The organism is Stappia sp. MMSF_3263, assembly GCF_030733745.1.
GTDB lineage: Bacteria > Pseudomonadota > Alphaproteobacteria > Rhizobiales > Stappiaceae > Stappia.
This window is the reverse complement of the sequence record NZ_JASHIK010000002.1, coordinates 136309-159584: the sequence shown is the minus strand read 5'-3', so window position 1 is coordinate 159584 and position 23276 is coordinate 136309. Positions and strand designations below refer to the sequence as shown.

The following is a 23276-nucleotide window of genomic DNA, read 5'->3' as shown; positions in this document are numbered from 1 at the left end:
CCATGCCTCAGATATCGAGCTCTTCCGCGAAACGCGCGTTTTCCTGGATGAACTGGAAGCGCGCCTCGGGCTTGTTGCCCATCAACCGCTCAACCGCCGGTCCGGTTCCCGCGGCCTCGCTCTCGTCGATCTCCACTTTCAGCAGGTTGCGCTTGGAAGGGTCCATCGTGGTTTCCTTGAGCTGAGCCGGCAGCATTTCGCCCAGGCCCTTGAAACGACCGATATCCACCTTCGAGCCGGCCTTGAACTCGCTGGCAAGCAGGGCGTCCTTGTGGGCATCGTCGCGGGCGTAGATCGTCCGGCCGCCCTGCGTCAGGCGATACAGGGGAGGGGCGGCGAGATACAGGTGCCCGTTGCGGATCAGGTCCGGTGTCTCACGGTAGAAGAACGTGATCAGCAGCGAGGCGATATGCGCCCCGTCGACGTCGGCATCCGTCATGATCACGACCTTCTCGTAGCGCAGGTCCGTGTCGCGATAGGTCTTGCCGGTGCCGCAGCCGAGCGCCTGGACGAGGTCGGCGAGCTGCTGGTTCGCGGCCAGTTTGTCGCGCCCGGCACTGGCCACGTTGAGGATCTTGCCGCGCAGCGGCAGCACCGCCTGGTTCATGCGGTTGCGCGCCTGCTTGGCCGATCCGCCGGCCGAGTCGCCCTCCACGATGAACAATTCCGATCCCGCCGCCTGGTTCGAGGAACAGTCGGCAAGCTTGCCCGGCAGGCGCAGCTTGCGCACCGCCGTCTTGCGGGCGACGTCCTTTTCCTGGCGCCGGCGCAGCCGTTCGTCGGCGCGGTCGATCACCCATTCCAGCAGCTTGTTGGCCTGGTTGGGCGAGGCGGTCAGCCAGTGGTCGAAGGCATCGCGCACAGCGCTCTCGACAATGCGCGTCGCCTCCGCCGTTGCCAGCTTGTCCTTGGTCTGGCCGACGAATTCCGGCTCCCGGATAAAGACGGAAAGCATCGCCCCGGCCGAGGTGACGATGTCGTCGCCGGTGATGATCGAGGCCTTCTTGTTGCCGGTCAGCTCCGCATAGGCCTTCAGCCCGCGCAGCAGGGCATAGCGCAGGCCCGCCTCGTGCGTGCCGCCTTCCGGCGTTGGCACCGTGTTGCAGTAGGAATTGATGAAACCGTCGCCGGCGAACCAGGTGATCGCCCACTCCACCGAGCCGTGCCGGCCGGTATCCTTTGTACGCCCGGCGAACGTGTCGTCGATGACCCGCCGTTCCTTGCCGAGCGCGTCGGCAAGATAGTCGCGCAAGCCGCCGGGGAAGTGGAACGTGGCCTCCGCCTCGACGCTCTCGCGCTCCGCCACCTCGGGCGCGCAGCGCCAGCGGATCTCGACGCCGGAGAAGAGATAGGCCTTGGAGCGGGCCATCTTGAACAGGCGCGCCGCCTTGAAGGTCGCGCCCTTGCCGAAGATCTCCGGATCGGGGCGGAACCGAACCAGCGTGCCGCGGCGGTTCTGCACATCGCCCACCGTCTCCAGCCCGCCCTGCGGCAGGCCGCGCCGGAAGGTCTGGCGGTAGAGCTTGCGGGCGCGCGCCACCTCGACGACCAGCTCCTCCGACAGCGCGTTGACCACCGAAACGCCGACGCCGTGCAGGCCGCCGGAGGTCTCGTAGACCTTGCTGTCGAACTTTCCGCCCGCGTGCAGCGTGGTCATGATGACCTCGAGCGCCGACTTGTCCTTGTGCTTGGGATGCGGATCGACCGGGATGCCGCGGCCGTTGTCGGCCACCGACAGCCAGCCGTCGGCGGACAGGCTCACCTCTATCCAGCTGGCATGGCCGGCAACCGCCTCGTCCATCGAATTGTCGATCACCTCGGCGAAGAGGTGATGCAGGGCACGCTCGTCGGTGCCGCCAATATACATGCCCGGCCGCCGCCTGACCGGCTCCAGCCCCTCCAGGACCTCGATATGCTCCGCCGTGTAGTCGGATCCGTCGCCGCGTTCCGTGCGCGCTGGCGCGGTCCGCCGGGCGCGTTGGGGCGCCGCCGGCGCCTTGGCCGTGTCCTCGGCTGCTGCGGGCTTCGGGGTCGGCAGGCCGGAGCCCTGTTCGAAGAGGTCGTGGTCCGTGGTCATGCTTTGTCCGGTTGCGGGGCGCGTGTTGGCCGGCCCCGAATCACTCATGATTCTGCCGTGTGCGACGGATTCGTCCAAGGATCAAGCGCAGGCCCGTTGAAAACCGTTTTTCAACCGCTCGCGGATAGACTGCATCCAGGTCGCGGGGAGACCGCGTCGAGGTCTCCGCTTGCCGACCGTGTGTTGGAGGAGGAAGTCAATATGACCGCTTCGTCAAGGCGCTTCGGCGCGCATGTGGAACTTGTCGCCGCCGGCCTGCTGCTGGCCAATGCGGTGATCCTGGTGGTCGCCGGCTGATTGCCTTTGCCCCGGCAGTGAGCCGGGGTTCTGTGGCCGACCGGCAACAGTGTTGCAGGACTCTGCAATGACCGGCCCGATCGTGTCACGATTGCCGTGTTTCGGCCTTTTTTTGACGGCCAACGTGGAGTTCTTCCAGACGCGCCCGGCGGGAATGCGGCGGCGGAATGACCGGTGAGGTCCTACTCTTGCCCAGTTGCCGGTCTAGTCTCGCGTCCACTGGGTCAAGGGTCTTTCCCGAGGCCCGGCCGGGTCCTTGAAACAGGCTCCGGGGCGTGCCCTGACAGGGCGCGGGTTTGAAAGAGGCCAGGATTGAACGCCTGGTGATTTGGGGGGGGACGGCGGCGCGCGGCAAGCGTGTCATCACACCCGACGGGTCTGGCCGGCCCTTGCGACAAGGTCGCTCGCGGCAGGCGCGGACTCGCGAAAAACAAGGATGAAGGCGCGTGCGCGAAGGACACGCCTCCCGGGGAACCGGCCGACACGGCCGATCGACGGGGCAGAATGTCCGGCGTATGCGAGGCGGTCGATAATGCGGATCACTGGTTGGACTAAAGGGTCAGGCGTCGTGTGTGCCTTGGCGGTCTTGCTTGCGGCGCCGGTTTCGGCGGTCGCGCAGGAAACCGCTGCGGAGGCTGCGGCGAAGCTTTCTGGCGCCGTTCGGGACAATGCCGACATTTCTCCCGGCGAGGCACTGCGCAACGGCACCCGCTTCTATTACGCGGGCGAGAAGGAACGCGCGCTGGATTCCCTGCGTTTCGCGGCAGAACAGGGCCATCCCCTTGCGGCGTGGAAGCTCGGCCGGATGTATTCGCGCGGCGACGGCGTCAAGGAAGACGACATCAAGGCGTTCGAGTATTTCCGCCAGATCGCCTCGAACTACGCCGACGACAGCCCCAGTTCGCCCCGCGCACCGTTCATCGCCAGCGCCTTTGTCGAGCTCGGCTCCTACTATCTCACCGGCATCCATGACAGTGCCATCCAGCCCAATGTGACCCGGGCCCGCGAGATCTTCACCTATGCGGCGTCCTACTTCGGCGATGCCGACGCGCAGTATCACCTCGGCATGCTCTATCTCGAGGAGCCCGACCGCAATCCCCACATGGCCGCGCGCTGGTTGAAGCTCGCCGCCCAGAAAGGGCATCTGCACGCCCAGGCGCGACTCGGCGAACTGCTGTCGAACGGCGAATTCGGCGGCTCCGACAACCGCACGGCCGGGCTGATGTGGCTGACGGTCGCCCAGCGCCGCGTCGCGGGCCAGGAGAACATGTGGATCACCGAGGCGCAGGAGCGCAGCTTCGGCCTTGCCTCCGAGAAGGTGCGCCGCCGCGCCACGACGCTTGCCGACAACTGGCTGGCGAAGAACCCCTCGCTGATCGCCGGCAAGGCCGAATAGGCCGCTGCATGCCGCCATGCGCCGGCAGGTCGCCGGCAGCGTACTGGTATTCTGCACAAACGGCCGCTTCTCCTGCTCTTGCCTCCCAATAGACCTTCACGTGCTCGGGTAGGTTGTCGGTTACCCATAATGTTATGATTTCATTTTGATTTTTTTACTTACTGTATTATTGTGGGGCGCACGCAAAGAATGTAATTTTGAATTTTACTCAATTTTGGGGGGGAGAAAACATGGATTTCGCAACCAATTACGATGAACTGTCGGAAATTGTGAGCAGAAACATCCCCTTGGCCCGTTCAGCTGAGGAGTTTCTGTCTATCCTAAAATCAAGTAATACTCCTGAATATTTGAAGGATTCTGTCTCGATTCTCAATCGAGCGAGCTCCGAAGAGCTTCTTGATTTCTCTAGGACTCTCGAATTCAAAGATGGAATGCTCGGCCATGCAAACTACAACTCAATAGGGGCGCATTTGCATAACGAAGAGGAAGTATTAAAGATTTGGGAAATTTTTGGTATTGGATCCGTAATGGCATCCGGTACTGTTGATTACTTTTGTAAGCTTGGTCACCTCGATGAACCGAAGAAGTGCGTTAAAAACAAGGGTTCCTTCTGCGGTTCTTTGATCTGTCAGAATTAACTGGGATGCTTTATTTTTTGAACCCTCAAGAGTAGTCGAGGCGACGGTGCCGCGCGCCCGGGCCTTGAACCGCTTGCCGCACATCCTATCTCAGCGGCAAGCGAGGACGACCTCCCCCATCCGGGACTGAACATTCGGGACGACCCGAAAACCCGGAAAGGGAACTTTCATGCGCACCACCGCCGACCGTATCCGCCACGCCGTTTCCTTCGAGATCATCGGCCTGGCGCTTGTCACGCCGCTCGGTGCCTGGGCGTTCCATGCTCCGATCAACGAGATCGGTGTCGTCGCCCTGGTCGGCGCGACGCTGGCGACCGTTTGGAACTACGTCTTCAATCTCGCATTCGACCACGCGCTGCTGCGGTCAAGGGGTCATGTGGGCAAGACCCTGTGGCTGCGTCTCGTCCATGCCGGCCTGTTCGAGCTTGGCCTGCTGGTCCTGCTGATGCCCTTCATCGCCTGGTATCTGGGCGTATCGCTCGTCCAGGCGCTGCTGATGGACGTGTCCTTCGCGGGGTTCTATGTGGTCTATGCCTTCGTCTTCAACTGGGCCTATGATCTCGTCTTCCCGGTTCCCTCGGGGCGCGAGGCGCGCGCGGGCGAGGCGAGCGGCACGTGATCGCCACGGTTGACCCGTTTCCGGCGGGCGGCTAAGAGCCGTGGCCTGTGGCGGATCCGGGGCAAAACCGGCCGCGGCCGGCCCGGTTCACCAGCGAGTTGCCGAATTCCATGCGTGTTGACGACTTCGATTTCGACCTGCCGCAGGAGCGGATCGCGCTGCGGCCGGCCCGCCCGCGCGATGCCGCGCGCATGCTCGTCGTGCGCCCGCAAGAAACGCCGCCGCTCACGGATGCCGGGGTGCGCGATCTTGCGGCCCTGCTTCAGCCGGGCGATGCGCTCGTCTTCAACGACACCCGCGTCATCCCGGCGCAGCTCGAAGGCACCCGCACGCGAGGCGAGGCGGTCGCCGGCATTTCGGCAACGCTGCATCTGCGCGCCGGCGAGGATCGCTGGTGGGCGTTTGCCCGTCCGGGCAAGAAGCTTGTCGTCGGCGACCGGGTGCGTTTCGTCCATGACCCGGCGCGCGGCGGGAACGGCGCCTGCCTGCTCGGCACGCTGGACGCGACCGTCGCCGAAAAGCGCGAGGGCGGCGAGGTGCTGCTCGCCTTCGACCTCTCCGGCCCGATGCTGGACGAGGCCATCGCCGCCACCGGCCATATCCCGCTGCCGCCCTATATCGCGGCCAGGCGCGGCGAGGACGAGCAGGACCGGCAGGACTACCAGACGATCTTCGCCGACAAGGACGGGGCTGTCGCCGCGCCGACGGCCGGGTTGCATTTCACGCCCGAGCTTCTGGCCGCGCTGGACGCGCGCGGCATCACACGCCACACGGTGACGCTGCATGTGGGCGCCGGCACCTTCCTGCCCGTCAAGGCCGACGACACCGCCGACCACCGGATGCATGCCGAGTGGGGCACGGTGAGCGCGGAAACCGCCGCCGCCCTGCGCGCCGTGCGGGCGCGCGGCAACAAGGTCGTTGCCGTCGGCACAACCTCGCTGCGCATCCTGGAGAGCGCCGCGCAAGGGGAGGAGGGGTTGGCGCCTTTTGCCGGCGAGACCTCGATCTTCATCACGCCCGGCTACCGCTTCCGCGCCATCGACGCGTTGATGACCAATTTCCACCTGCCGCGTTCGACCCTGTTCATGCTGGTTTCGGCGCTGTCGGGTCTCGACACGATGCGCGGGGCCTATGCCCATGCCATCGCATCGGGCTATCGCTTCTACTCCTATGGCGATGCCTCGCTGCTCTTCCCGAAGGACCCCGTATGACCGCGCCCTTTTCCTTCCGCCTTCTGGCCACCGACGGCATGGCCCGACGCGGCGAGATCGTCACCCCGCATGGCCGGGTTTCGACCCCCGCCTTCATGCCGGTGGGCACGCAGGCTACCGTCAAGGCGATGTATCTCGGCCAGGTGCGCGAACTGGGCGCCGACGTTGTGCTCGGCAACACCTACCACCTGATGCTGCGGCCGGGTGCCGAGCGCATCGCCAGGCTCGGCGGGCTGCACACGTTCATGAACTGGCCGCACACGATCCTCACCGACAGTGGCGGCTTCCAGGTCATGTCGCTGGCGCAGCTGCGCAAGCTCACCGAGGAAGGGGTCACCTTCCAGAGCCATATCGACGGCTCGCGCCATGTGATGACACCGGAGCGCTCCGTCGAGATCCAGCAGTTGCTTGGCTCCGATATCCAGATGCAGCTCGACGAATGCATCGCGCTGCCCGCGCCGCGCGAGGACGTGGAGCGCGCCATGCGCCTGTCGCTCCGCTGGGCGGAGCGCTCGCGCGCCCAGTTCGAGAAGATGGGCGGACCGGGCAGGGGCCAGGCGCTCTACGGCATCGTCCAGGGCGGCGACGTGCCGGACCTGCGCATTGCCTCGGCCGAGGCGCTGGGGGAGATGCCGTTCGAGGGCTATTCGGTCGGCGGGCTGGCGGTCGGCGAGCCGCAGGACGTGATGCTGGCGATGCTGGAGGTGACGACGCCGGCGATGCCGGTCGACAAGCCGCGCTACCTGATGGGCGTCGGCACGCCGGAGGACATTTTGGAAAGTGTCGCGCGCGGCATCGACCAGTTCGACTGCGTCATGCCGACCCGGGCCGGGCGTCACGGCCTCGCCTATACCCGCTACGGCAAGGTGAACCTGAAGAACGCCCGCCATGCGGACGATCCGCGCCCGCTCGACGAGGCCTCCGACTGCCCGGCGGCACGCGACTATTCCCGCGCCTATCTTCACCATCTTGTGAAGGCGGGCGAGGGGCTGGCCGCCATGCTTCTGACCTGGACCAATCTCGCCTATTACCAGACCTTGATGCGCGAGATGCGCGCCGCGATCGAGGAGGGCCGCTTCGAGGACTTCCGGGCGAAGACGCGCGAGGATTGGGCCCGCGGCGACCTGGCGCCGCTGGACTAGCAGAGAGGCGACCTGGCGTCGCTGGACTGACCGAGAGGCGACCTGGCGCCATCAGACCGAAGATGCGCCGCCTCAGGCGGAAGCGCCGGGGCTCTTCGTCAGCACGCAGCCTGAGATCTTCCAGCTGCCGTCGGCTTGCTGCTCGAACGTGTAGAGCGCCAGCCAGTCGGTGCCCCCCGCATCCGTCAGGTAGACCTCCTGCACGGGCCCGCGCGCGGTGTCGCGCAACTGGCCGAAACTGACCGCGCGCGGCGCCACGACCGGCGGATATCCGCGCTCCACCATCCGCATGAAACGGTCGGGCGTGGGAAACATTTTCCGGATTTTCGGCGCCGCATAGGAATAGGCGGTGGTCGCGTCTCCCGAGCGGAAGGCGGCGATCTGGCCCTCGATCAGGGAGCGCAGCGTTCCTCCGTCGTCAGCGCGCGCAAGGCCCGCCTGGACGACAAGCGACAGCGCCATCAGCACGGCGAGCAACAAGGGGAGAAACGGCAGGCGTCTTGCGGCAACGCAGATGTTGGCACGGGTCATCGCGGACCTCCGGCTGGGTCGGCCGACCGCCTCGCGGGCGGAGGGCGGGTGAGGGCGTCGCGACCGGTGTCGTGCCGGCATCAAACGCCGCGTCTTATAATGATACGCCGAGTCGTCCCTGTCGGATGTGCATTCGTGCGTTCGCCCGGCGCGTCGGTTTCGCCGTCGATCTTCATCTTCCGTTGAGAGACTTGCGCTACCAATATTCATACAATTGAATTCGTATGCAGCCGTAGCACCGGCCTCTGCCGCCCTCGGAGCTGATAATGCGCCACAAGCCCAATGTTCGTGGAGAGATCCGCGCGGCTCCCAGAGCCGTTTGCACAATCCCGGCGATCATCGTGGATCGCGGCGTCTCCATTGCGTGCACGGTCGAGGATCTCAGCATCAACGGTTGCCGGGTGCGCATGAACGGTCACGGCCGGCTGAGCGAGCGCTTTGCCTTCGAGTTTCCCAAGCGCGGCATCAAGGTCGATGCGGAACTCGTCTGGCTGAATGGCGACGAGGCCGGCATCCGCTTCCTGCACAAGGGCACGGACGCCGGCTAGGCATCCGCTCGGCAAGTCGGTCAGACAACCCTCCACAACCGCGACAGAATCTTCCCCGGTGTCTTTCGTTCGAACGATTGCATGATTATATACGAATCATATATGAATCGTATATTCACATCGTTATCGGGAGGCACTCATGGGGATCGTCAAGATCGGCGATGATCTGCACGAGGACCTGCGGCGGGCCAGCACGGTCATGTGCCGGTCCATCAATGCGCAGGCCGAATTCTGGATGAAGATCGGCATGCTGGCGGAAGCCAATCCGGCCCTGTCGTTCAACGAGATCGTCAGGATGCAGCTTGAGGCGGCGTCCGCGCGGGACGCGGGTGCGGCGGTCGCCTGACATGGTCAAGACACCGGACGAACTGGCGCTGATGCGCATTTCGGGACGGTTGCTGGCGTCGGTTTTCGAGATGCTGGACGGGCAGGACCTCGCCGGCATGTCGACACTGCAGGTCAATGACCTCGTCGACCGTTTCATCACCGATGACCTGGCCGCGCGCCCGGCGAGCAAGGGACAATACGGCTACGAACATGTCCTGCATTGTTCCGTCAATCACGTCGTATGCCATGGCGTGCCGAGCCGTCGGGAGATCATCCGCACCGGCGATATCGTCAACTTCGACATCACGCTCGAAAAGAACGGCTTCATCGCCGATTCCAGCAAGACCTATCTCGTCGGCGATGCCTCGCCGGCCGCGCGGCGGCTCGTGCGGGTCGCCCGCGAGGCGATGTGGAAGGGGATCGGGCAGGTGCGGCCGGGCGCGCATCTGGGCGATATCGGCGCGGCGATAGAGCGGCACGCCAAGAAGAACGGCTGTTCGGTCGTCCGGGAGTATTGCGGGCATGGCATCGGCCGCGAGATGCACGAGGAGCCGCAAGTGCTGAATTTCGGCCGGGCGGGAACCGGGCCGAAGCTGCGCGAGGGCATGGTCTTCACCATCGAGCCGATGATCAACCAGGGCACCCGCAAGGTCTCGACCGAGGAGGACGGATGGACCGTCGTCACCGACGACCGCAAGCTGTCCGCCCAGTTCGAGCATACGGTCGCGGTTACCGAAACCGGCGTCGACGTCCTGACCCTGCGCCGTGACGAGACGCGGTTCCTGGCGCGGAGCGCCTGACCCTCAAAGCCGCGACAGGAGCGCGGGCGTCGGCCAGCCGTCCGCCGGAACGCCGAGGCGCAGCTGTTCTGCCCGCACCGCCGCGCGGGTGCCGGCGCCGAGAATCCCGTCGATCTTGCCGACATCGTGGCCCCTGGCGGCAAGCTTCTCCTGCAACTGGCGCATGGCGGCGTCCGACAGGCCAGGCTCCGGGTTGCCCGGATCGTAGCGGGAGGAGCCGGCGAGCCGCGTTGCCAGATAGGCGGCCGTCGTCGTGTAGATGAAGGACTGGTTCCACTCCAGATAGACGCGGAAATTCGGATAGGCGAGGAAGACCGGCCCCTTGTGCCCCTGCGGCATCAGCAACGCCGCCGGCAGGTTCGCCGCCGGCAGCGATCCCTCGCGCGCCGTAACGCCTGCCTTCGCCCATTCGCCGACGGTCGTGTCGAAGTTGAGCCCGGTCTTTTCCCAGGGCAGGCTCGCCGGCAGCTTCACTTCGGTGAGCCATGGCTCGCCCGCCCGCCAGCCGAGATTCTTGATGAAACCGGCGGCGGTGAGGATCGTGTCGGCCGCGCTCTTTTTCAGGTCGACATGGCCGTCGCCATCGCCATCCTTGCCGAAACGGATGATGTCCTCGGGCAGCATCTGCACCTGGCCGATCTCGCCGGCCCAGGCGCCGGTCGTGCGCGCCGGGTCGAGGTCGACATGGGCCGCCATCTCGATCGCCGCGATCAGTTGCGGGCGGAACAGATGCGGCCGCCGGCAGTCATGGGCAAGCGTCGCCAGCGCGTTGACCGTGTTGAAGTCGCCCTGCACCGCGCCGAAATCCGTCTCCAGCGCCCAGAAGGCGGTGATCACCGGCGCGGGCACGCCGTAGTCGGCCTGCGCCTTGGCGAAGACCCTGGCGAACTTCTTCATGTTGCCGGCGCCGTGCTTCAGCCGGTAGCCGCTCACAGAGCGCTTGGAGAAGGTGAGGAAGTCCTGCTTGAAGACGCCTTGCGCCCGGTCGCGCGACAGCACCGTGCGGTCTATCCGCGCCCCCGAAAGGGTCTGGCGGATGGCGGCGTCCGGCAGGCCCTTGGCGCGGGCCTCTTCGGCGACACCGTTCAGGAAGGCGCCGAAATCCCCGCCACAGGGCGTGTTGGCGAGCGCGGGCAGGGGCGCGAGGAAGACGGCGGCAAGGGCAAGGCCCGCAAGCGGGCGGCACGAGAGGCGGGTGGTCATCGGCGGGTCCTTGTCGAGCAAAGCAAACGGCGCGCCGATGATGGTCGATGCCGGCAGGATTAGACAAGGCCCCGGGGGCGGAAAATTCAAACGGACGAAACCCGGGTGCCGCTCCTCAGCCGACTTTCGTCTTCTCCCGGGCCAGCGGCGCACGTTCTTCCAGATAGGCGGCCGCACCGTCGAAGGGCAGGGGACGGCAGAACAGGAAGCCCTGGCCGAAATGGCAGCCGCGCCGGGTCAGGTATTGCTGCTGCTCCGGTGTCTCGATGCCCTCCGCGACAACATCCGCGCCAAGGCCCGAGGCGATCGCCAGAAAACCGTCGATGATCACCTCGGATGACTTGTCGCGGCCGATGCCGGCGACAAACTGGGTGTCGATCTTCAACTCGTGGATGGTGAATTCGCGCAAGTGCTTGAACGAGCCGTAGCCGGTGCCGAAGTCGTCCATCGAGATGCGGATGCCGAGTGCGGCCAGCATCTCCACATTGTCGCGGATGATGTCGGCGGAGCGGGCGATGAACACGTCCTCGGTGATTTCCAGGGTGATCAGGCGGGCAAACTCGGCGTTCTCGGCAAACAGGCCGTGCAGCGCATCCATGCCGCTGCGCGTCGCCAGCGTTGCCTCGTCCAGGTTGATCGCGACCCCGCCGGTGTCGAGCCCGGCTGCGGCAAAGCGGCGAAGGTCGGAAAACACCTGCCGCGCGACCTCCATCGTGAAATTGCCCTGCAGCCCGAAATTGCCGATCCGGGGCAGGAAATAGGAGGGCGGCAACAGACCCTTTTCCGGATGCTGCCAGCGGGCGAGCGCCTCGAAACCGGCATGACCGTCGGTGCCCAGCCGCACCTTCGGCTGGTAGTGCATGACGAACTCGCCGCGTTCCAGCGCCGTCTCGATCTCTTCCTTGTCTTCCAGGCCGAAACGCTCCGGCATCATGCTGGGTGAATAGACCGAGTAGGAAGGTCGCTTCTCTTGCTTGGCGACATACATCGCCTGGTCGGCGGCTGCCATCAGCTCGTGCGCCGCGCCGGAGACATCCCGGCTGCAGGCAACGCCGATGCTGGCGCCGACGCGCAGTTCCCGACCGTTGAACGGGATCGGCCGGGTCGTCGCCTCCAGGATCCGTCGCGCGATGGTTTCCGGGTCGCGCCGGTGATCGGCCAGCGGCACGACGATGCCGAACTCGTCGCCCCCAAGCCGCGCGACGAAGTCGCCCGGTCGCGTCAACTCGCGGAAGCGCTGCGCCAAAGTCTTCAGCACCGCGTCGCCCGCGTCGTGGCCGTAGGCATCGTTGATCGGCTTGAAACTGTCCAGATCGACCAGCAGGTAGACGAATTCCCCGCCTTCCTGCGTGTCCTGCCAGATCGCGTCGAGGAATGTGTCGAAGGCCTTGCGGTTGGCCACTGCCGTCAGCCCGTCATGGCTGGCGATATGTTCCAGTTCCGCCTGCTTCTGTTCGCGTTCGTCGGCGAGCAGCCGGTTCTGCACCATGACGCGCTGCAATTCGCGCACCGAGGCGGCGATCCGGCCGAACTCGTCGCGGCGCTCGACGAAGGGCACGGCCACGGCAAGATCGCCGCGTAGCAGCGACTGCACCGTGCGCACCAGCCCCAGAATCGGGCGCGTGATCACGCGCGAAGCGGCGAAGCTGACGATGATCGCCATCAGGCCTGTCAGCGCGGCGGCCACGATGAAGTCCCGGGCGAGGCGGTCGGACATGGCGGACGTGCGATCAGTCGCCTCGCGAAAATCGCTGGAGGCCTGGGTGGCGATGGACTGCGCAAGCCTCTCGACGCGCGCGTAGGTCTGGTGGCCGCCGCGCGTCGCGACCGCGCCGAGCGTGGCGTTTCGCAGGATCAGCAGCACCGCCTGTGAGGTGTTCTGCTTGTAGACCGCGAACGCGGCGCGCAGCTCCTCGGCGCCTTCCAGCCCGGCTTCCTGCATCTTGGCGATGTCGGTATCGCTGATTTCGAGATTGTAGGAGATGGAGCGCAGCGTGCCTTCCAGCTCGGCGCCGCGCACGCCGATCTCGCTCCACATGGAGAGCTTGTAGAGGTTCGCCTCGACGCTGGCCAGGTGATGAGAGACGTGATAGGCGCGATCGAGCGCGATTTCGAACTCGGCAAAACCCGACACGATCGCCGTGCGCTGCGTCTTCAACGTCTGCCACGCGACGAATGTCATCAGCGTCAGGGCGACCAGCATCACCAGCGGTCCGGCCATCACCTTGGCAAGGATCGACCAGTTGGAGAACCGCAGACGGCCGGCCAGCTTTCTACCTCGACGCATCTTCGAATGCTCCCGCGCACAGAACGCGTTCGCCGTCCTCCAGCGCGAAACAGCTATGGAAGCCGACAGCCGACTTTCCGGTCTTCGGGTGCGGGAACAGCAGCAGGAACACCTTGTCGCCCGTGCCCAGAGCCGATCGCACCGCCAGTTTCGCCCAGAAGCGTCCCTCGATGTCGGTGATGTTGCTCACATCGATGCCGACAAGCTCCGGATGGCCGGTGTCGAACCAGCTTACACCCGAAACGGTCACACCCCAAAGATGCAGGCCATTGGCATCGCGGACCCAGGGCGCGGTGCCGAAATCCTTCAACGCCTGACGCAGCCCCTTGTCGCCGATATGTTTTTCCGCCAGGGCTGCCAGTTCCCCGACGTCCCGGCGCACGGCGTCGAGATCCGCGCCGGCCGAGCGCGCATGGATCGCCTCGACACCGGTCGTATCGGCATGCGCGGCCGCCGAAAAGGCTGCGGCCAGCGCGGCAAAAAGAAACGGGGCGGCGAAAGCCTTGAGAACCTGACCCATTCAAACCTCCGAACCCCCACCATCCAACACTAATGGCGAGTCGTGAAAGGCTGTTTAAGCCAGGCGCTAAAATTACCGGATATCCCTGCGTCACTTTCTGCCCGCAAGGCGCGGTCTCAGGTCGCGGCGGAGCGTGCGGGAGCGAATTCCGTTTGACATCCGGGCCGTCTCGCGTTCCACCCTTTGCCCGTGGAACGTGGGAAAACCGGACATTTCATGGAAACGGTTCAGGCGACAGGGACGACGGGCGAGGCGCAGGCCCGCGAAAGCATCTCGCCGCAGGCGCGTCGGCACCTGCAGATGCGCAAGGAAACGCTCAAGGCGCATCCCGGCCTGCGGGACCTTGCCGGCCCCGACCCGCGTACGGCGCTTTTCGTGCCGCTGCTCCTCGCCTTGCACTGGGGCATGGCCTGGGCGGTGTCGGACAGCAACCTGCTGGTCGTCTTCCTGGCGGCCTTCCTGTTCGGCCAGTTCGTCATCCATGCGGCCGGCGCGCTGGTGCACGAGACCGCCCACCGGCTGATCTTTCGCGGCGAGAAGGCGAAGCTCGCCTTCGATCTCGGCCTGGAGACCATTCTCGGCTCCTTCGGCAAGCAGCTCACCTACCAGCACGAGCACCTGTCGAGCCATCATCCCTTCATCGGCGACTACGAGCGCGACTACGAGCACGAGGACCTGTGCGCCTTCAAGGCACGGGAGATGCTGGTGGAAGGGCGTCCCCGGCTGCAGCGCGCGCTCACCGTTGCGACGCTTGTCGTCCACATCCTGCCCTTCGGCTTCATTATCTCAGACGAGATATTCCCCCGCCTCTACGAGCGATTGACGGGCCGTGTTGCCCGTGACGGCGAGCGGCATGTCCGCTCGACCCGCGCGCCGCTGTGGCAGCGCCGCCTGTTCATTGCCTGGTCGCTCGGCGTCAATGTTCTCCTGTTCGCCGCCTTCGGCTTTCTCGGCTGGCTCTACCACAACTGGGCGCTGTCGATCTTCCTGGGCAAGTTCGGCATCTCCAATCTCGGCCAGTCGCTCAGCGAGCATCCCGGCGACGATGCCGGGACGCCGACCCGCTCGACCTATGGCTGGATCAACCGGCTGTTGTTCAACACCGGCTATCACAACGAGCACCACACCTTCCCGAACGTTGCCTGGACGCGCCTGCCGGAACTGACGCGCGGCGCGCCGGAGGTGTTCAGCGCCCGCGCCGAGCGCTCCTATCTCGGCTACTGGTGGGATCACGTTCGCGGGGATTTCAAGACCTCGCGCCGCAATCCGCTGCAGGGTGAGGACCAGTCCCGGCGCTGTCCGCGCACGGGTGAGCGCTTGAACTGATATCGATCAATTTCGATACAAAAACGCGCAATTTTTCGCAATTCTTTGTTCGAAATTACGCAAACCACGGCTCGTCTTGCGACAACCGGCGGCACCGTGAGGCGCCGCCGGTCCGCGATCAGGTGACCTCGCCGTAGGTGGTCTGCAGTCCGGCCCGCTCGCGCATGCCGTCGCGATAGATCGCCTTGAACAGCGACACGCACATCAGCACCATCACCAGCGAGAAGGGCAGGGCGCCGATCACCATCGCCGTCTGGATCGCCTTCAGCCCGCCGACAAGCAGCAGCGCGGCAACGACCATCCCCAGCGTGACGCCCCAGAACAGGATGTGGGGCCGTGCCTTGGGACCCTCGTCTCCGGCCGCGTTGATCGTGTTGACGATCAGCACGGCGGAATCGGCCGAGGTGACCAGGTAGGTCATCAGCAGCACGACGATCAGCACCGCCATCAGCCAGCCGAGCACCGGCGACAGCATCAGGCCGGTCATGGCGAAGATCTTGTCGCCGTCCGGCACCGAGTTGATCGCGCCGCCCGCGACGCCGCTGAGTTCTATCTGGATCGCGGTTCCCCCGGCAAAGGCGAACCAGACGAAGCACATGATCGCCGGCGCGATCACCGCCCCGACGACGAACTCGCGGATCGTGCGGCCCTTGGAGATACGGGCAAGGAAGAGCCCGACAAAGGGGGCGAACGCCACCCACCAGGCCCAGTAGAAGACCGACCAGGCACCCTGCCAGCCTTCCAGCGCCTTGGCCGTCTCGCCCTCGCCGGAATAGACCGTGAAGATCATCGACGGCAGGGCCATCAGATATTCAAACCCGCCGACGAACAGCGCGTTGAGGCCGAACCAGGTCGAGCCGAACAGCAGGAAGAAGACGAGCAGGAACGTGCTGAGCACCATGTTCAGGTTCGACAGCCACTTGATGCCCTTGCCGACACCAGACAGCGCCGACAGGGTCGAGGCGCCCATGATGATGACGATGGCGACGATGATGCCAAGCGAGGAAGCGGTGCCCTGTTCGTTGATCAGCCAGTCGCCGATGCCGATGCGCGCCATGCCGGCAACGAACTGTTCGACGCCGAAGCCGAGCATCTGGGCAACGCCGAGAATGGTTGCGATCACCGCGACGATGTCGATCGCATGGCCGATCGGACCCGACAGGCTGCGGCCGAAGAGCGGAGCGAGCGAGGAGCGGATGGTCAGCGGCAACCCGCGGCGATAGGCGAAGAAGCCGAGCGCCAGGCCGGCGATCGCATAGGACGACCAGGCCGAGAACCCCCAGTGGAGATAGGACCACTTGAAGGCGTTGAGCACATTGTCGGCCCCGCCGCTCGTCGCCAGGCCCTGGATCACGTCCGGGTTTCTCTTGAAGTGGTAGATCGGCTCCGCCACAGCCCAGGTCAGCATGCCTACGCCGATACCGGCCCCGAACATCATCGAGAACCAGGAAAAGCGCGAGAATTCCGGCTTGTCGTCGGGACCGCCAAGCTTCATGCGCCCGGCTGTCGGCCACAGCGCGAGCACGATGCAGGCGAGCACGAAGGCGGCCATCACGTAAAAATACCACAGCGCGAAGTTGGCGAGGATAAAGCTGTTGAATCCGGCGAGAACGTCGCTGGCCTGCTGGGGAAAGGCGACCGCCCACAGGACCAGCGCCCCGACCGCCAGTTTCGAGGTGATCGTCACGTCAAGGATGAAGCCGTTGTAGAAGCCGCGTTCGGCGATCTTGATCGGCAGGTCGAGCAGGGGTGGTTTCACACTCATCTGGTCTGTTCCTTTTTGCTTGTTGTTGTCGCGGCGGGAAGGTCATTCGCCGCGGGGGAACCTCTGCCTCTCCTCCAGGACGTTGAGGTCCATGTGATTGCGCATGTAGCGCTCGCTGGCTTTTTGCAGCGGTTGGTAATCCCAGGGAAAATGGGCGCCGTTGCGCAACGCCTCGTAGACGACGAGGCGGCGGGCCTGCGACTGGCGGATCTCCGCGTCAAATCGGTCGAGGTCCCATCGGTTTTCGGCAAGCGTCCGAAAATGCGCGAGAATTTCGCCATGGGCCGGATCGCCGGCGAGGTTCGATAGCTCGTCCGGGTCGGCGTCGAGATCGAAGAGCTGCTCCGGGTCGAGCCGGCAGCGCGTGTATTTCCACTGCCCCTCGCGCAGCGCCACCAGGGGCGCGTAGGAGGCCTCGGCCGCATATTCCATCGCCACGGGGCTCGTGCGCGGCGCACCCCCGGCCAGCGGCAGCAGGCTCTCCCCATCCGTCCACGGCGCCACCTCGTCGAGCGGCACCCCGGCCAGCGCGCAAAGCGTCGGCGTCACGTCCAGTGTCGAGACCGGCGCGGCGATCCGCCCCGGCGCAAGACCGGGGGCCGAGATCATCAGCGGCACCCGGGCTGAGCCCTCGAAGAAGCTCATCTTGAACCACAATCCGCGCTCGCCGAGCATGTCGCCATGATCGGAAACGAACAGGATCACCGCTTCCTGGCGGCTGCGCTCCAACGCATCGAGAATCTCGCCGATCTTGTCGTCGACATAGGAGACATTGGCAAAATACGCGCGACGCGCCCGGCGGATATCCTCGTCCGTGATGTCGTAGGAGCGCCAGTCGTTGGCGTCGAAAATCCGTTTGGAATGCGGATCATGCGCCGCGTAATCCATCGCCGGAACGCGCGGCAGCAGATGCTGGCAGTCCTCATAGAGGTCCCAGTAGCGCCGCCGCGCCACATACGGGTCGTGCGGATGGGTGAAGCTCACCGTCAGGCACCAGGGGCGGGCGTCGTTGCCGCGCGAAAGGTCGAGCACCTTGCGGGTGGCGTGATAGGCGACCTCGTCGTCATATTCGAGCTGGTTGGTGATCTCCGCGACGCCCGCGCCCGTCACCGAGCCCATGTTGTGATACCACCAGTCGATCCGCTCGCCCGGCTTGCGATAGTCGGGCGTCCAGCCGAAATCTGGTGGGTAGACGTCGGTGGTCAGCCGCTCCTCGAACCCGTGCAGCTGGTCCGGCCCGACGAAATGCATCTTGCCGGAAAGGCAGGTCTGGTAGCCGGCGCGGCGCAGGTGATGGGCGTAGCTGGGGATGTCCGAGGCAAACTCGGCGGCGTTGTCATAGACCCTCGTGCGCGACGGCAACTGGCCGGACATGAACGAGGCCCGGCCCGGCGCACAGAGCGGAGAGGCGGTGTAGGCATTGGCGAAACGGACCGAGCGCGAGGCCAGGCGTTTCAGGTTCGGCGCATGCAGCCAGTCGGCCGGACCGTCGGGAAACAGCGTCCCGTTCAGCTGATCCACCATGAAGATCAGGATGTTCGGCCTGGTTCCAGCCGCCTGCGTCTTTTCGTGCGCGCCGTTGTTCTGCATTGCCCCCGCCGCAAAACCCGTGAATTAATGAATTTCTTAGCTTGGCTGATTGAACCTGGCGCTTCCACAGAGACTTTTCTATGAGTGATATAAGCCTTGATTATATCATGATGAGCCGGCACGCCGCCGGCCTTTGCGCTTTCGTCCTGGTCGCGCACCATGGCCAGCTGTCGGCCGCCGCGCGCGAGCTGCGCATTTCCCAGCCCGGATTGAGCCAGCGCCTGAAAAACCTCGAGGACAGCCTCCAGGTCACCTTGTTCGAACGCACGCATCGCGGCGTCCGCCTGACGGAGCAGGGGGCGGAGCTGCTGGCGACGGTCGAGCCCCTGCTTGGAAATCTCGCCGCCAATTTCCGCCGTTTCACCCATCGAAAGCGAACCCCTTCGGTGCTTGTCTCCGTCGACTTCGCCTTCGCCTCGTTCTGGTTGCTGCCACGGCTGGCGCGCCTGCGCGACGCGATCCATCCGATCGACATTTCCATGCTGACCTCGCAACAGCCGGAACTGGCTGCCGGGCTCAGCGTCGACCTGACGATCCGCATGGCCGAAGGCGACGATATCGAGGCGCGCGAGACGAAACTGATGGATGAGCGCGTCTCGGCGGTGTGCAGCCCGGAATTCCTGGCCGATCATCCCGGGCTCCGCGCTCCGGCAGACCTCGTCGGCCTACCGCTTCTCAGCCTTGCAACCCCGCCGACCTCGCACTGGCACGACTGGGGAAGCTGGTTCGCCCATTTCGGCATCGAGGCTCATTCGCACGGCGAACGTACCAGCTTCACAAGCTACGATATCGTCGTGCGCGCCGCGCAGGCGGGCCTCGGCGTGGCGCTCGGCTGGCACGGGCTGATCGACGAGTTGCTGGCGCACGGCGAACTGGTGCCGGCCGTGCCCGATGTCGCCGCAAGCGGGAGGGGGTATTTCATCCACATGGGTCAGGAGACCCCGTCTCCGGCCGCCAACCGGGTCCATGACTGGATCCTGGAAGAGGTGAGCGGGGGCGCGAAATCAACGGGCTGATGCCGCCGCTACGTGTTTTCCTGCCTGTACGCGAGGATGGGCCCCGGTCAGTCTTGCCGCGTTGCAAACGGGGCTTGCGAGGAGCGCATGAGCAAAGCCGACACAACCTTGACGGACGACGACAGACCCGCTCATGCGCTGGCGATGGATCAGGTGCTTGCCGGCCTGGCGACACAGAAGTCGGGTCTTTCCTCCGACGAAGCCCGCCGACGGCTGACCACCCGCGGAGCGAACCGGTTGCCCGAACCGCCCCGCCGACACCCCGTCCTGCGCTTTATGGCGCATTTCCATAATGTGCTGATCTATGTGCTGATCGGGGCGGCCGCCATCACCGCGGGCCTCGGCCATTTCATCGATACCGGCGTGATCCTCGCCGTGGTGATCGCCAACGCGGTCATCGGTTTCGTCCAGGAAGGACGGGCGGAAACCGCGATGGACGCCATTCGCCACATGCTTGCGCCACACAGTTCCGTCTTGCGCGACGGCCGCCGGAGCAGCGTCGACAGCGCCGGTCTCGTGCCCGGCGACGTCGTGATTCTGGAGGCAGGAGAAAAGGTTCCCGCTGACATCCGGTTGATCGAAGCGCGGGGGCTGCGCATCGACGAGGCAATCCTCACCGGCGAATCCGTGCCGGCTGAAAAGCAGCTGGCCCCTGTCGCGCTCCCGGCACCGCTGGGGGATCGCACCTGCATGGCCTATAGCGGCACGATGGTTTCCGCCGGAAGCGGGCTCGGTGCGGTCGTAGCCACCGGCAGAGAGACGGAGATCGGCCGGATCAGCGGCATGCTTGCCCGGGTCGAGCAACTGACCACACCGCTCATTCGCCAGATGGATGCCTTTGCACGCTGGCTCACGGTGCTCATCCTGCTGATTGCCGGGATCCTGCTCGTCTACGGCTATTTTGTCGGCCACATGGGTTTCCCGGAAGTTTTCATGTCGGTCGTCGGCCTCTCCGTGGCGGCGATACCGGAAGGATTGCCGGCGGTCCTGACCATCACGCTTGCCGTTGGCGTACAGGCGATGGCCCGGCGCAACGCCATCGTCCGCCGGTTGCCGGCGATCGAGACGCTTGGTTCCGTCTCGGTCATCTGCACTGACAAGACGGGAACCCTGACGCGCAACGAAATGCTCGTCGCCGCGGTGGCCGCCGCCGGCAATGTCTACACCGTCACCGGGGAGGGATATGCGCCGGAAGGGGCCCTGCGGCTCGCCTCGGCGGAAACCGATGTCGATCTCGCCGCGCATCCGGTCCTTTTTGAGATGGCGCGCGCCGCCGCGCTTTGCAACGATGCGGCACTGCTGTCCGGCGAGGATGGCTGGCGCGCTGAAGGCGATCCGATGGAAGGTGCGCTGAAGGCGCTTGCCGGCAAGATCACCGGCGAGGGCGCTGCCCCCTTCGCCGATTGGGTCCGCCTCGATACCATCCCCTTCGATGCGGCCCATCGCTACATGGCGGTGCTTCACCGAAGTCCCGACGGTTTCAGTGAGATCCATGTGAAGGGTGCACCGGAACAGGTTCTCGCAATGACGACCAGCCAGCGTGGCCCCGGCGGCGTGAGCGAGCCGCTGGACGCATCCTTCTGGTACGGCCAGATCGAGGCGATCGCGGCGAAGGGGCAGCGCGTGCTGGCGCTTGCCGTGTCGAACCGGCCCGCAGAAGACGGTACTTTGTCGGCTGAGGAACTTGGCCGCGACCTGGTGCTGCTCGGGCTCGTGGGGCTGATCGATCCGCCGCGGCCGGAAGCCGTTGCCGCCATTGTCGAGTGTCAGCGGGCCGGGATCCGGGTCAAGATGATCACCGGGGATCATGCCGGAACCGCCGCCGCAATCGCCGGGAGGATCGGACTCACCAATCCCGAGCGGGTGATGACCGGCACGGAACTGGACGCGGTGGACGAGGCCGAACTGGCCGCCATTGTCGTTGACACGGATGTCTTCGCCAGAACCAGCCCGGAGCACAAGCTGAGGCTGGTGAGTGCGCTTCAGTCACACGGCCTGACCGTCGCCATGACGGGCGACGGGGTCAACGATGCGCCGGCCCTCAAGCGCGCCGATGCGGGCATCGCGATGGGCCGCAAGGGAAGCGATGCGGCGCGCGAAACCGCCGACCTGGTTCTGGCCGACGACAATTTCGCCTCGATCGTGGCGGCGGTGCGCGAGGGGCGCACGGTCTATGACAACATCAAGAAGGTGATCAGCTGGACGTTGCCGACCAGCGGCGGCGAGGCGGCAACGATCATCGTTGCCCTGTTTCTCGGCCTTTCGATGCCGATCACGCCGGTGCAGATCCTCTGGGTCAACCTGATCACCGGAATCACGCTCGGACTGGCGCTGGCATTCGAGCCGACCGAGGCAAACACGATGAAGCGAGCGCCCCGGCCGCGTGGAGAGCCGCTCCTGGGCGCCGGCCTGATCTGGCATGTGGTCGTGGTCTCGCTCCTGTTCCTCGGCGCGATCTTCGGCATCCACACCTATGCGCTCGACAAAGGGCATTCCGACGAACTGGCCCGCACTTTGGCGCTCAACACGCTGGTCGTGCTGGAAATCTTCCATCTCTTCTTCATTCGCAACATCTACGGAACCTCGCTCACCTTAAAAGCCGTGCGCGGTACGCCAGTGGTCTGGCTTTGCGTTGTCGCGATAACGGCGGCCCAGTTCGCAATCACCTATTTTCCGCCGCTGCAGGAGGTTTTCGGAACCCGTTCGGTTCCACTGGCAGACGGCGCGCTCGTCGTTGCGATCGGCGTGGTTTTCCTGGCTCTCGTCGAAACGGAAAAGCAGCTCCGTCTTGCCGTGCGCCGCGGCCGGGCGGAAGCGTGATCAGAAGAATTGAAAATACTGGTCACCATTGGGGATCTGCACATCGGTTCCGGCAAAACAGACGGTCACCCGATTGGTTCCTGGCCTTAGAAGCGAGCGATCGAGCAACACATGAAAACCATGGTTACCCGACGTTTCGTATATACCTTGAAGATCCGGACGGTGTTTCTGTGCCGGTGCCCGGATTGTGGCCGTGTCATTGATGATGACGTCGACCGCAACTGCCGAAATCCCGGTCTGGTCCATGGCCCAGCCTGCCACGAGATCGGGTCCGGCGACATCGACATATCCGGTCAGATGCCTGGCGGATGACGGGGAGACGGCCGGCCCACCTGCCCGCGATGCGGTGATCGCGATCGCCGCCGGAAAGTCGCGCTGGTGGAGCCCGACATGGGCAAACCCGGCGCGGAGCGGGTAGCACCACATGTCCGCGCCGAACTCGGTGTGCACCAGATAGTCGTCGGCATTCGCTTTCGGATCGCCGTGATAGCTCTTCGGCAAGCCTGCACGGCTGCGCGTCATCCGGCCGACAATGGTCGGCGCCGTGTAGCAGAGACGTCCTCCCGGAACCAGGACGCGACGGCATTCCTCCAGCGCACGCAACGGGTTGGGCACGTGCTCGAGCGTGTCCGAATGGAGGACGATGTCGAAACTCTCGTCCGCGTAGGGGAGGTCGAGCATGTCGACCTCCGGATAGTCGCCTCTGACGTAGCCGGGAAGCACCGACAGGACATCGGAAATGAAGACCGCGCCGTTGATGTCGAGGACGCGCGGCATCGCACCGGCATCCGAGCGGCAGAAATCCACCAGAGGCCCCGCATGGTCGAGAGCGGCGAGGATCGCGTCGGCGAGAGCGGCCACCCGCAAGCTGGAACCGCACTGCGTGCAGCGGGTGCCCTGCTGGGCGTCGATATAGGCGGCCTCCTCGGCGGAAAGCTGCCATTGGCCGATCAGCTTTGCTTCCAGAACGCCGTGAAAGACGTAGTCGCCATTGCCGCAAACCGAACAGGATGTCATTGCCAGGACTGCCCATTGAATCGAAATACCCGCGGCGTGGGAGGCGCGGGATCCTGACCATAACCGAAACGCTGCCGCGTCCGCCGGCAAATTTCCGGTTTTGGGAGGCGTTGCCACAGTCCCGCCCGGTTCACCCGACAAGGCGC

General features: G+C 65.1%; 19 protein-coding genes. 11 read left to right on the top strand and 8 right to left on the bottom strand.

Annotation, left to right across the window (positions count from 1 at the left end):
* Window positions 1–7: 7 nt before the first annotated feature.
* A complete protein-coding gene (parE, locus tag RBB46_RS03545) occupies window positions 8–2077 on the bottom strand; it encodes a DNA topoisomerase IV subunit B (RefSeq protein WP_306027507.1) in 2070 nt (689 codons plus the stop codon).
* An 865-nt stretch (window positions 2078–2942) separates the two neighbouring features.
* On the opposite strand from parE, the gene RBB46_RS03540 reads away from it, so the two are divergent.
* The 5 genes from RBB46_RS03540 to tgt all read left to right on the top strand — a co-directional run bounded on the left by RBB46_RS03540 (window position 2943) and on the right by tgt (window position 7380).
* Window positions 2943–3770 carry a tetratricopeptide repeat protein gene (locus RBB46_RS03540; protein WP_306027506.1) on the top strand — a complete coding sequence of 276 codons (828 nt, stop codon included), beginning with the start codon at window positions 2943–2945 and terminating at the stop codon, window positions 3768–3770.
* Between the two features lie 230 nt (window positions 3771–4000).
* Window positions 4001–4408 carry a hypothetical protein gene (locus tag RBB46_RS03535; RefSeq protein WP_306027505.1) on the top strand — a complete coding sequence of 136 codons (408 nt, stop codon included), beginning with the start codon at window positions 4001–4003 and terminating at the stop codon, window positions 4406–4408.
* Window positions 4409–4577: 169 nt separating this feature from the next.
* A complete protein-coding gene (locus RBB46_RS03530) occupies window positions 4578–5027 on the top strand; it encodes a PACE efflux transporter (protein WP_306027504.1) in 450 nt (149 codons plus the stop codon).
* Between the two features lie 110 nt (window positions 5028–5137).
* Window positions 5138–6238 (top strand): tRNA preQ1(34) S-adenosylmethionine ribosyltransferase-isomerase QueA, encoded by a 1101-nt coding sequence (gene queA / locus RBB46_RS03525; protein WP_306027502.1) that lies wholly within the window; start codon window positions 5138–5140, stop codon window positions 6236–6238.
* On the top strand, window positions 6235–7380 hold the full coding sequence (gene tgt / locus RBB46_RS03520; RefSeq protein WP_306027500.1) for a tRNA guanosine(34) transglycosylase Tgt: 1146 nt from the start codon (window positions 6235–6237) through the stop codon (window positions 7378–7380). Before queA ends, tgt begins: the two co-directional genes overlap by 4 nt.
* 72 nt (window positions 7381–7452) lie before the next feature.
* Here the strand turns inward: tgt and RBB46_RS03515 are convergent, their stop codons facing one another.
* Complete coding sequence (locus RBB46_RS03515; RefSeq protein WP_306027499.1) at window positions 7453–7911, bottom strand: DUF4864 domain-containing protein; 459 nt, start codon at window positions 7909–7911, stop codon at window positions 7453–7455.
* 266 nt (window positions 7912–8177) lie between these two features.
* Here RBB46_RS03515 and RBB46_RS03510 point away from each other — a divergent pair, with 266 nt between their 5' ends.
* From RBB46_RS03510 to map, 3 genes are all read left to right on the top strand, one after another.
* Window positions 8178–8459 carry a PilZ domain-containing protein gene (locus tag RBB46_RS03510; protein ID WP_306027498.1) on the top strand — a complete coding sequence of 94 codons (282 nt, stop codon included), beginning with the start codon at window positions 8178–8180 and terminating at the stop codon, window positions 8457–8459.
* Between the two features lie 139 nt (window positions 8460–8598).
* Entirely contained in the window at window positions 8599–8805 is a 207-nt protein-coding gene (locus RBB46_RS03505) for a ParD-like family protein (RefSeq protein WP_306027496.1), read from the top strand.
* 1 nt (window position 8806) lies between these two features.
* A complete protein-coding gene (gene map / locus RBB46_RS03500) occupies window positions 8807–9586 on the top strand; it encodes a type I methionyl aminopeptidase (RefSeq protein WP_306027495.1) in 780 nt (259 codons plus the stop codon).
* Between the two features lie 3 nt (window positions 9587–9589).
* Here the strand turns inward: map and RBB46_RS03495 are convergent, their stop codons facing one another.
* The 3 genes from RBB46_RS03495 to RBB46_RS03485 all read right to left on the bottom strand — a co-directional run bounded on the left by RBB46_RS03495 (window position 9590) and on the right by RBB46_RS03485 (window position 13596).
* Window positions 9590–10789: a lytic murein transglycosylase gene (locus RBB46_RS03495; RefSeq protein ID WP_306027494.1), complete on the bottom strand. Its 1200-nt coding sequence runs from the start codon at window positions 10787–10789 to the stop codon at window positions 9590–9592.
* Between the two features lie 115 nt (window positions 10790–10904).
* The gene (locus RBB46_RS03490; RefSeq protein ID WP_306027493.1) at window positions 10905–13076 is read right to left on the bottom strand and encodes a bifunctional diguanylate cyclase/phosphodiesterase; all 2172 of its coding nucleotides are present in this window, start codon (window positions 13074–13076) and stop codon (window positions 10905–10907) included.
* Entirely contained in the window at window positions 13063–13596 is a 534-nt protein-coding gene (locus tag RBB46_RS03485; RefSeq protein WP_306027492.1) for a hypothetical protein, read from the bottom strand. Before RBB46_RS03485 ends, RBB46_RS03490 begins: the two co-directional genes overlap by 14 nt.
* A gap of 216 nt (window positions 13597–13812) precedes the next feature.
* Between RBB46_RS03485 and RBB46_RS03480 the strand changes: the two genes are divergently transcribed.
* Window positions 13813–14922, top strand: a complete 1110-nt coding sequence (locus tag RBB46_RS03480; RefSeq protein WP_306027491.1) for a fatty acid desaturase — start codon at window positions 13813–13815, stop codon at window positions 14920–14922.
* Window positions 14923–15040: 118 nt separating this feature from the next.
* Here RBB46_RS03480 and RBB46_RS03475 read toward each other — a convergent pair whose 3' ends face one another.
* Both RBB46_RS03475 and betC read right to left on the bottom strand, forming a co-directional pair.
* Window positions 15041–16687, bottom strand: coding sequence for a BCCT family transporter (locus RBB46_RS03475; protein ID WP_306027489.1), 1647 nt, complete (start codon window positions 16685–16687; stop codon window positions 15041–15043).
* 42 nt (window positions 16688–16729) lie between these two features.
* Window positions 16730–18277, bottom strand: a complete 1548-nt coding sequence (gene betC / locus RBB46_RS03470) for a choline-sulfatase (RefSeq protein WP_306027488.1) — start codon at window positions 18275–18277, stop codon at window positions 16730–16732.
* Window positions 18278–18357: 80 nt separating this feature from the next.
* Between betC and RBB46_RS03465 the strand changes: the two genes are divergently transcribed.
* Entirely contained in the window at window positions 18358–19293 is a 936-nt protein-coding gene (locus tag RBB46_RS03465; protein ID WP_306027487.1) for a LysR substrate-binding domain-containing protein, read from the top strand.
* An 87-nt stretch (window positions 19294–19380) separates the two neighbouring features.
* Window positions 19381–22113 carry an HAD-IC family P-type ATPase gene (locus RBB46_RS03460; RefSeq protein WP_306027485.1) on the top strand — a complete coding sequence of 911 codons (2733 nt, stop codon included), beginning with the start codon at window positions 19381–19383 and terminating at the stop codon, window positions 22111–22113.
* On the opposite strand, the gene RBB46_RS03455 is transcribed toward RBB46_RS03460, so the two are convergent.
* A complete protein-coding gene (locus tag RBB46_RS03455) occupies window positions 22114–23271 on the bottom strand; it encodes a class I SAM-dependent methyltransferase (protein ID WP_306027483.1) in 1158 nt (385 codons plus the stop codon).
* Window positions 23272–23276: the final 5 nt, after the last annotated feature.

Coding starts and splice junctions, on each gene's coding strand:
- parE (WP_306027507.1), bottom strand. CDS start 2,077: ATGACCACGGACCACGACCTCTTCGAACAGGGCTCCGGCCTGCCGACC.
- RBB46_RS03535 (WP_306027505.1), top strand. CDS start 4,001: ATGGATTTCGCAACCAATTACGATGAACTGTCGGAAATTGTGAGCAGA.
- RBB46_RS03530 (WP_306027504.1), top strand. CDS start 4,578: ATGCGCACCACCGCCGACCGTATCCGCCACGCCGTTTCCTTCGAGATC.
- queA (WP_306027502.1), top strand. CDS start 5,138: ATGCGTGTTGACGACTTCGATTTCGACCTGCCGCAGGAGCGGATCGCG.
- tgt (WP_306027500.1), top strand. CDS start 6,235: ATGACCGCGCCCTTTTCCTTCCGCCTTCTGGCCACCGACGGCATGGCC.
- RBB46_RS03515 (WP_306027499.1), bottom strand. CDS start 7,911: ATGACCCGTGCCAACATCTGCGTTGCCGCAAGACGCCTGCCGTTTCTC.
- RBB46_RS03510 (WP_306027498.1), top strand. CDS start 8,178: ATGCGCCACAAGCCCAATGTTCGTGGAGAGATCCGCGCGGCTCCCAGA.
- RBB46_RS03505 (WP_306027496.1), top strand. CDS start 8,599: ATGGGGATCGTCAAGATCGGCGATGATCTGCACGAGGACCTGCGGCGG.
- map (WP_306027495.1), top strand. CDS start 8,807: ATGGTCAAGACACCGGACGAACTGGCGCTGATGCGCATTTCGGGACGG.
- RBB46_RS03495 (WP_306027494.1), bottom strand. CDS start 10,789: ATGACCACCCGCCTCTCGTGCCGCCCGCTTGCGGGCCTTGCCCTTGCC.
- RBB46_RS03490 (WP_306027493.1), bottom strand. CDS start 13,076: ATGCGTCGAGGTAGAAAGCTGGCCGGCCGTCTGCGGTTCTCCAACTGG.
- RBB46_RS03485 (WP_306027492.1), bottom strand. CDS start 13,596: ATGGGTCAGGTTCTCAAGGCTTTCGCCGCCCCGTTTCTTTTTGCCGCG.
- RBB46_RS03480 (WP_306027491.1), top strand. CDS start 13,813: ATGGAAACGGTTCAGGCGACAGGGACGACGGGCGAGGCGCAGGCCCGC.
- RBB46_RS03475 (WP_306027489.1), bottom strand. CDS start 16,687: ATGAGTGTGAAACCACCCCTGCTCGACCTGCCGATCAAGATCGCCGAA.
- betC (WP_306027488.1), bottom strand. CDS start 18,277: ATGCAGAACAACGGCGCGCACGAAAAGACGCAGGCGGCTGGAACCAGG.
- RBB46_RS03465 (WP_306027487.1), top strand. CDS start 18,358: ATGAGTGATATAAGCCTTGATTATATCATGATGAGCCGGCACGCCGCC.
- RBB46_RS03460 (WP_306027485.1), top strand. CDS start 19,381: ATGAGCAAAGCCGACACAACCTTGACGGACGACGACAGACCCGCTCAT.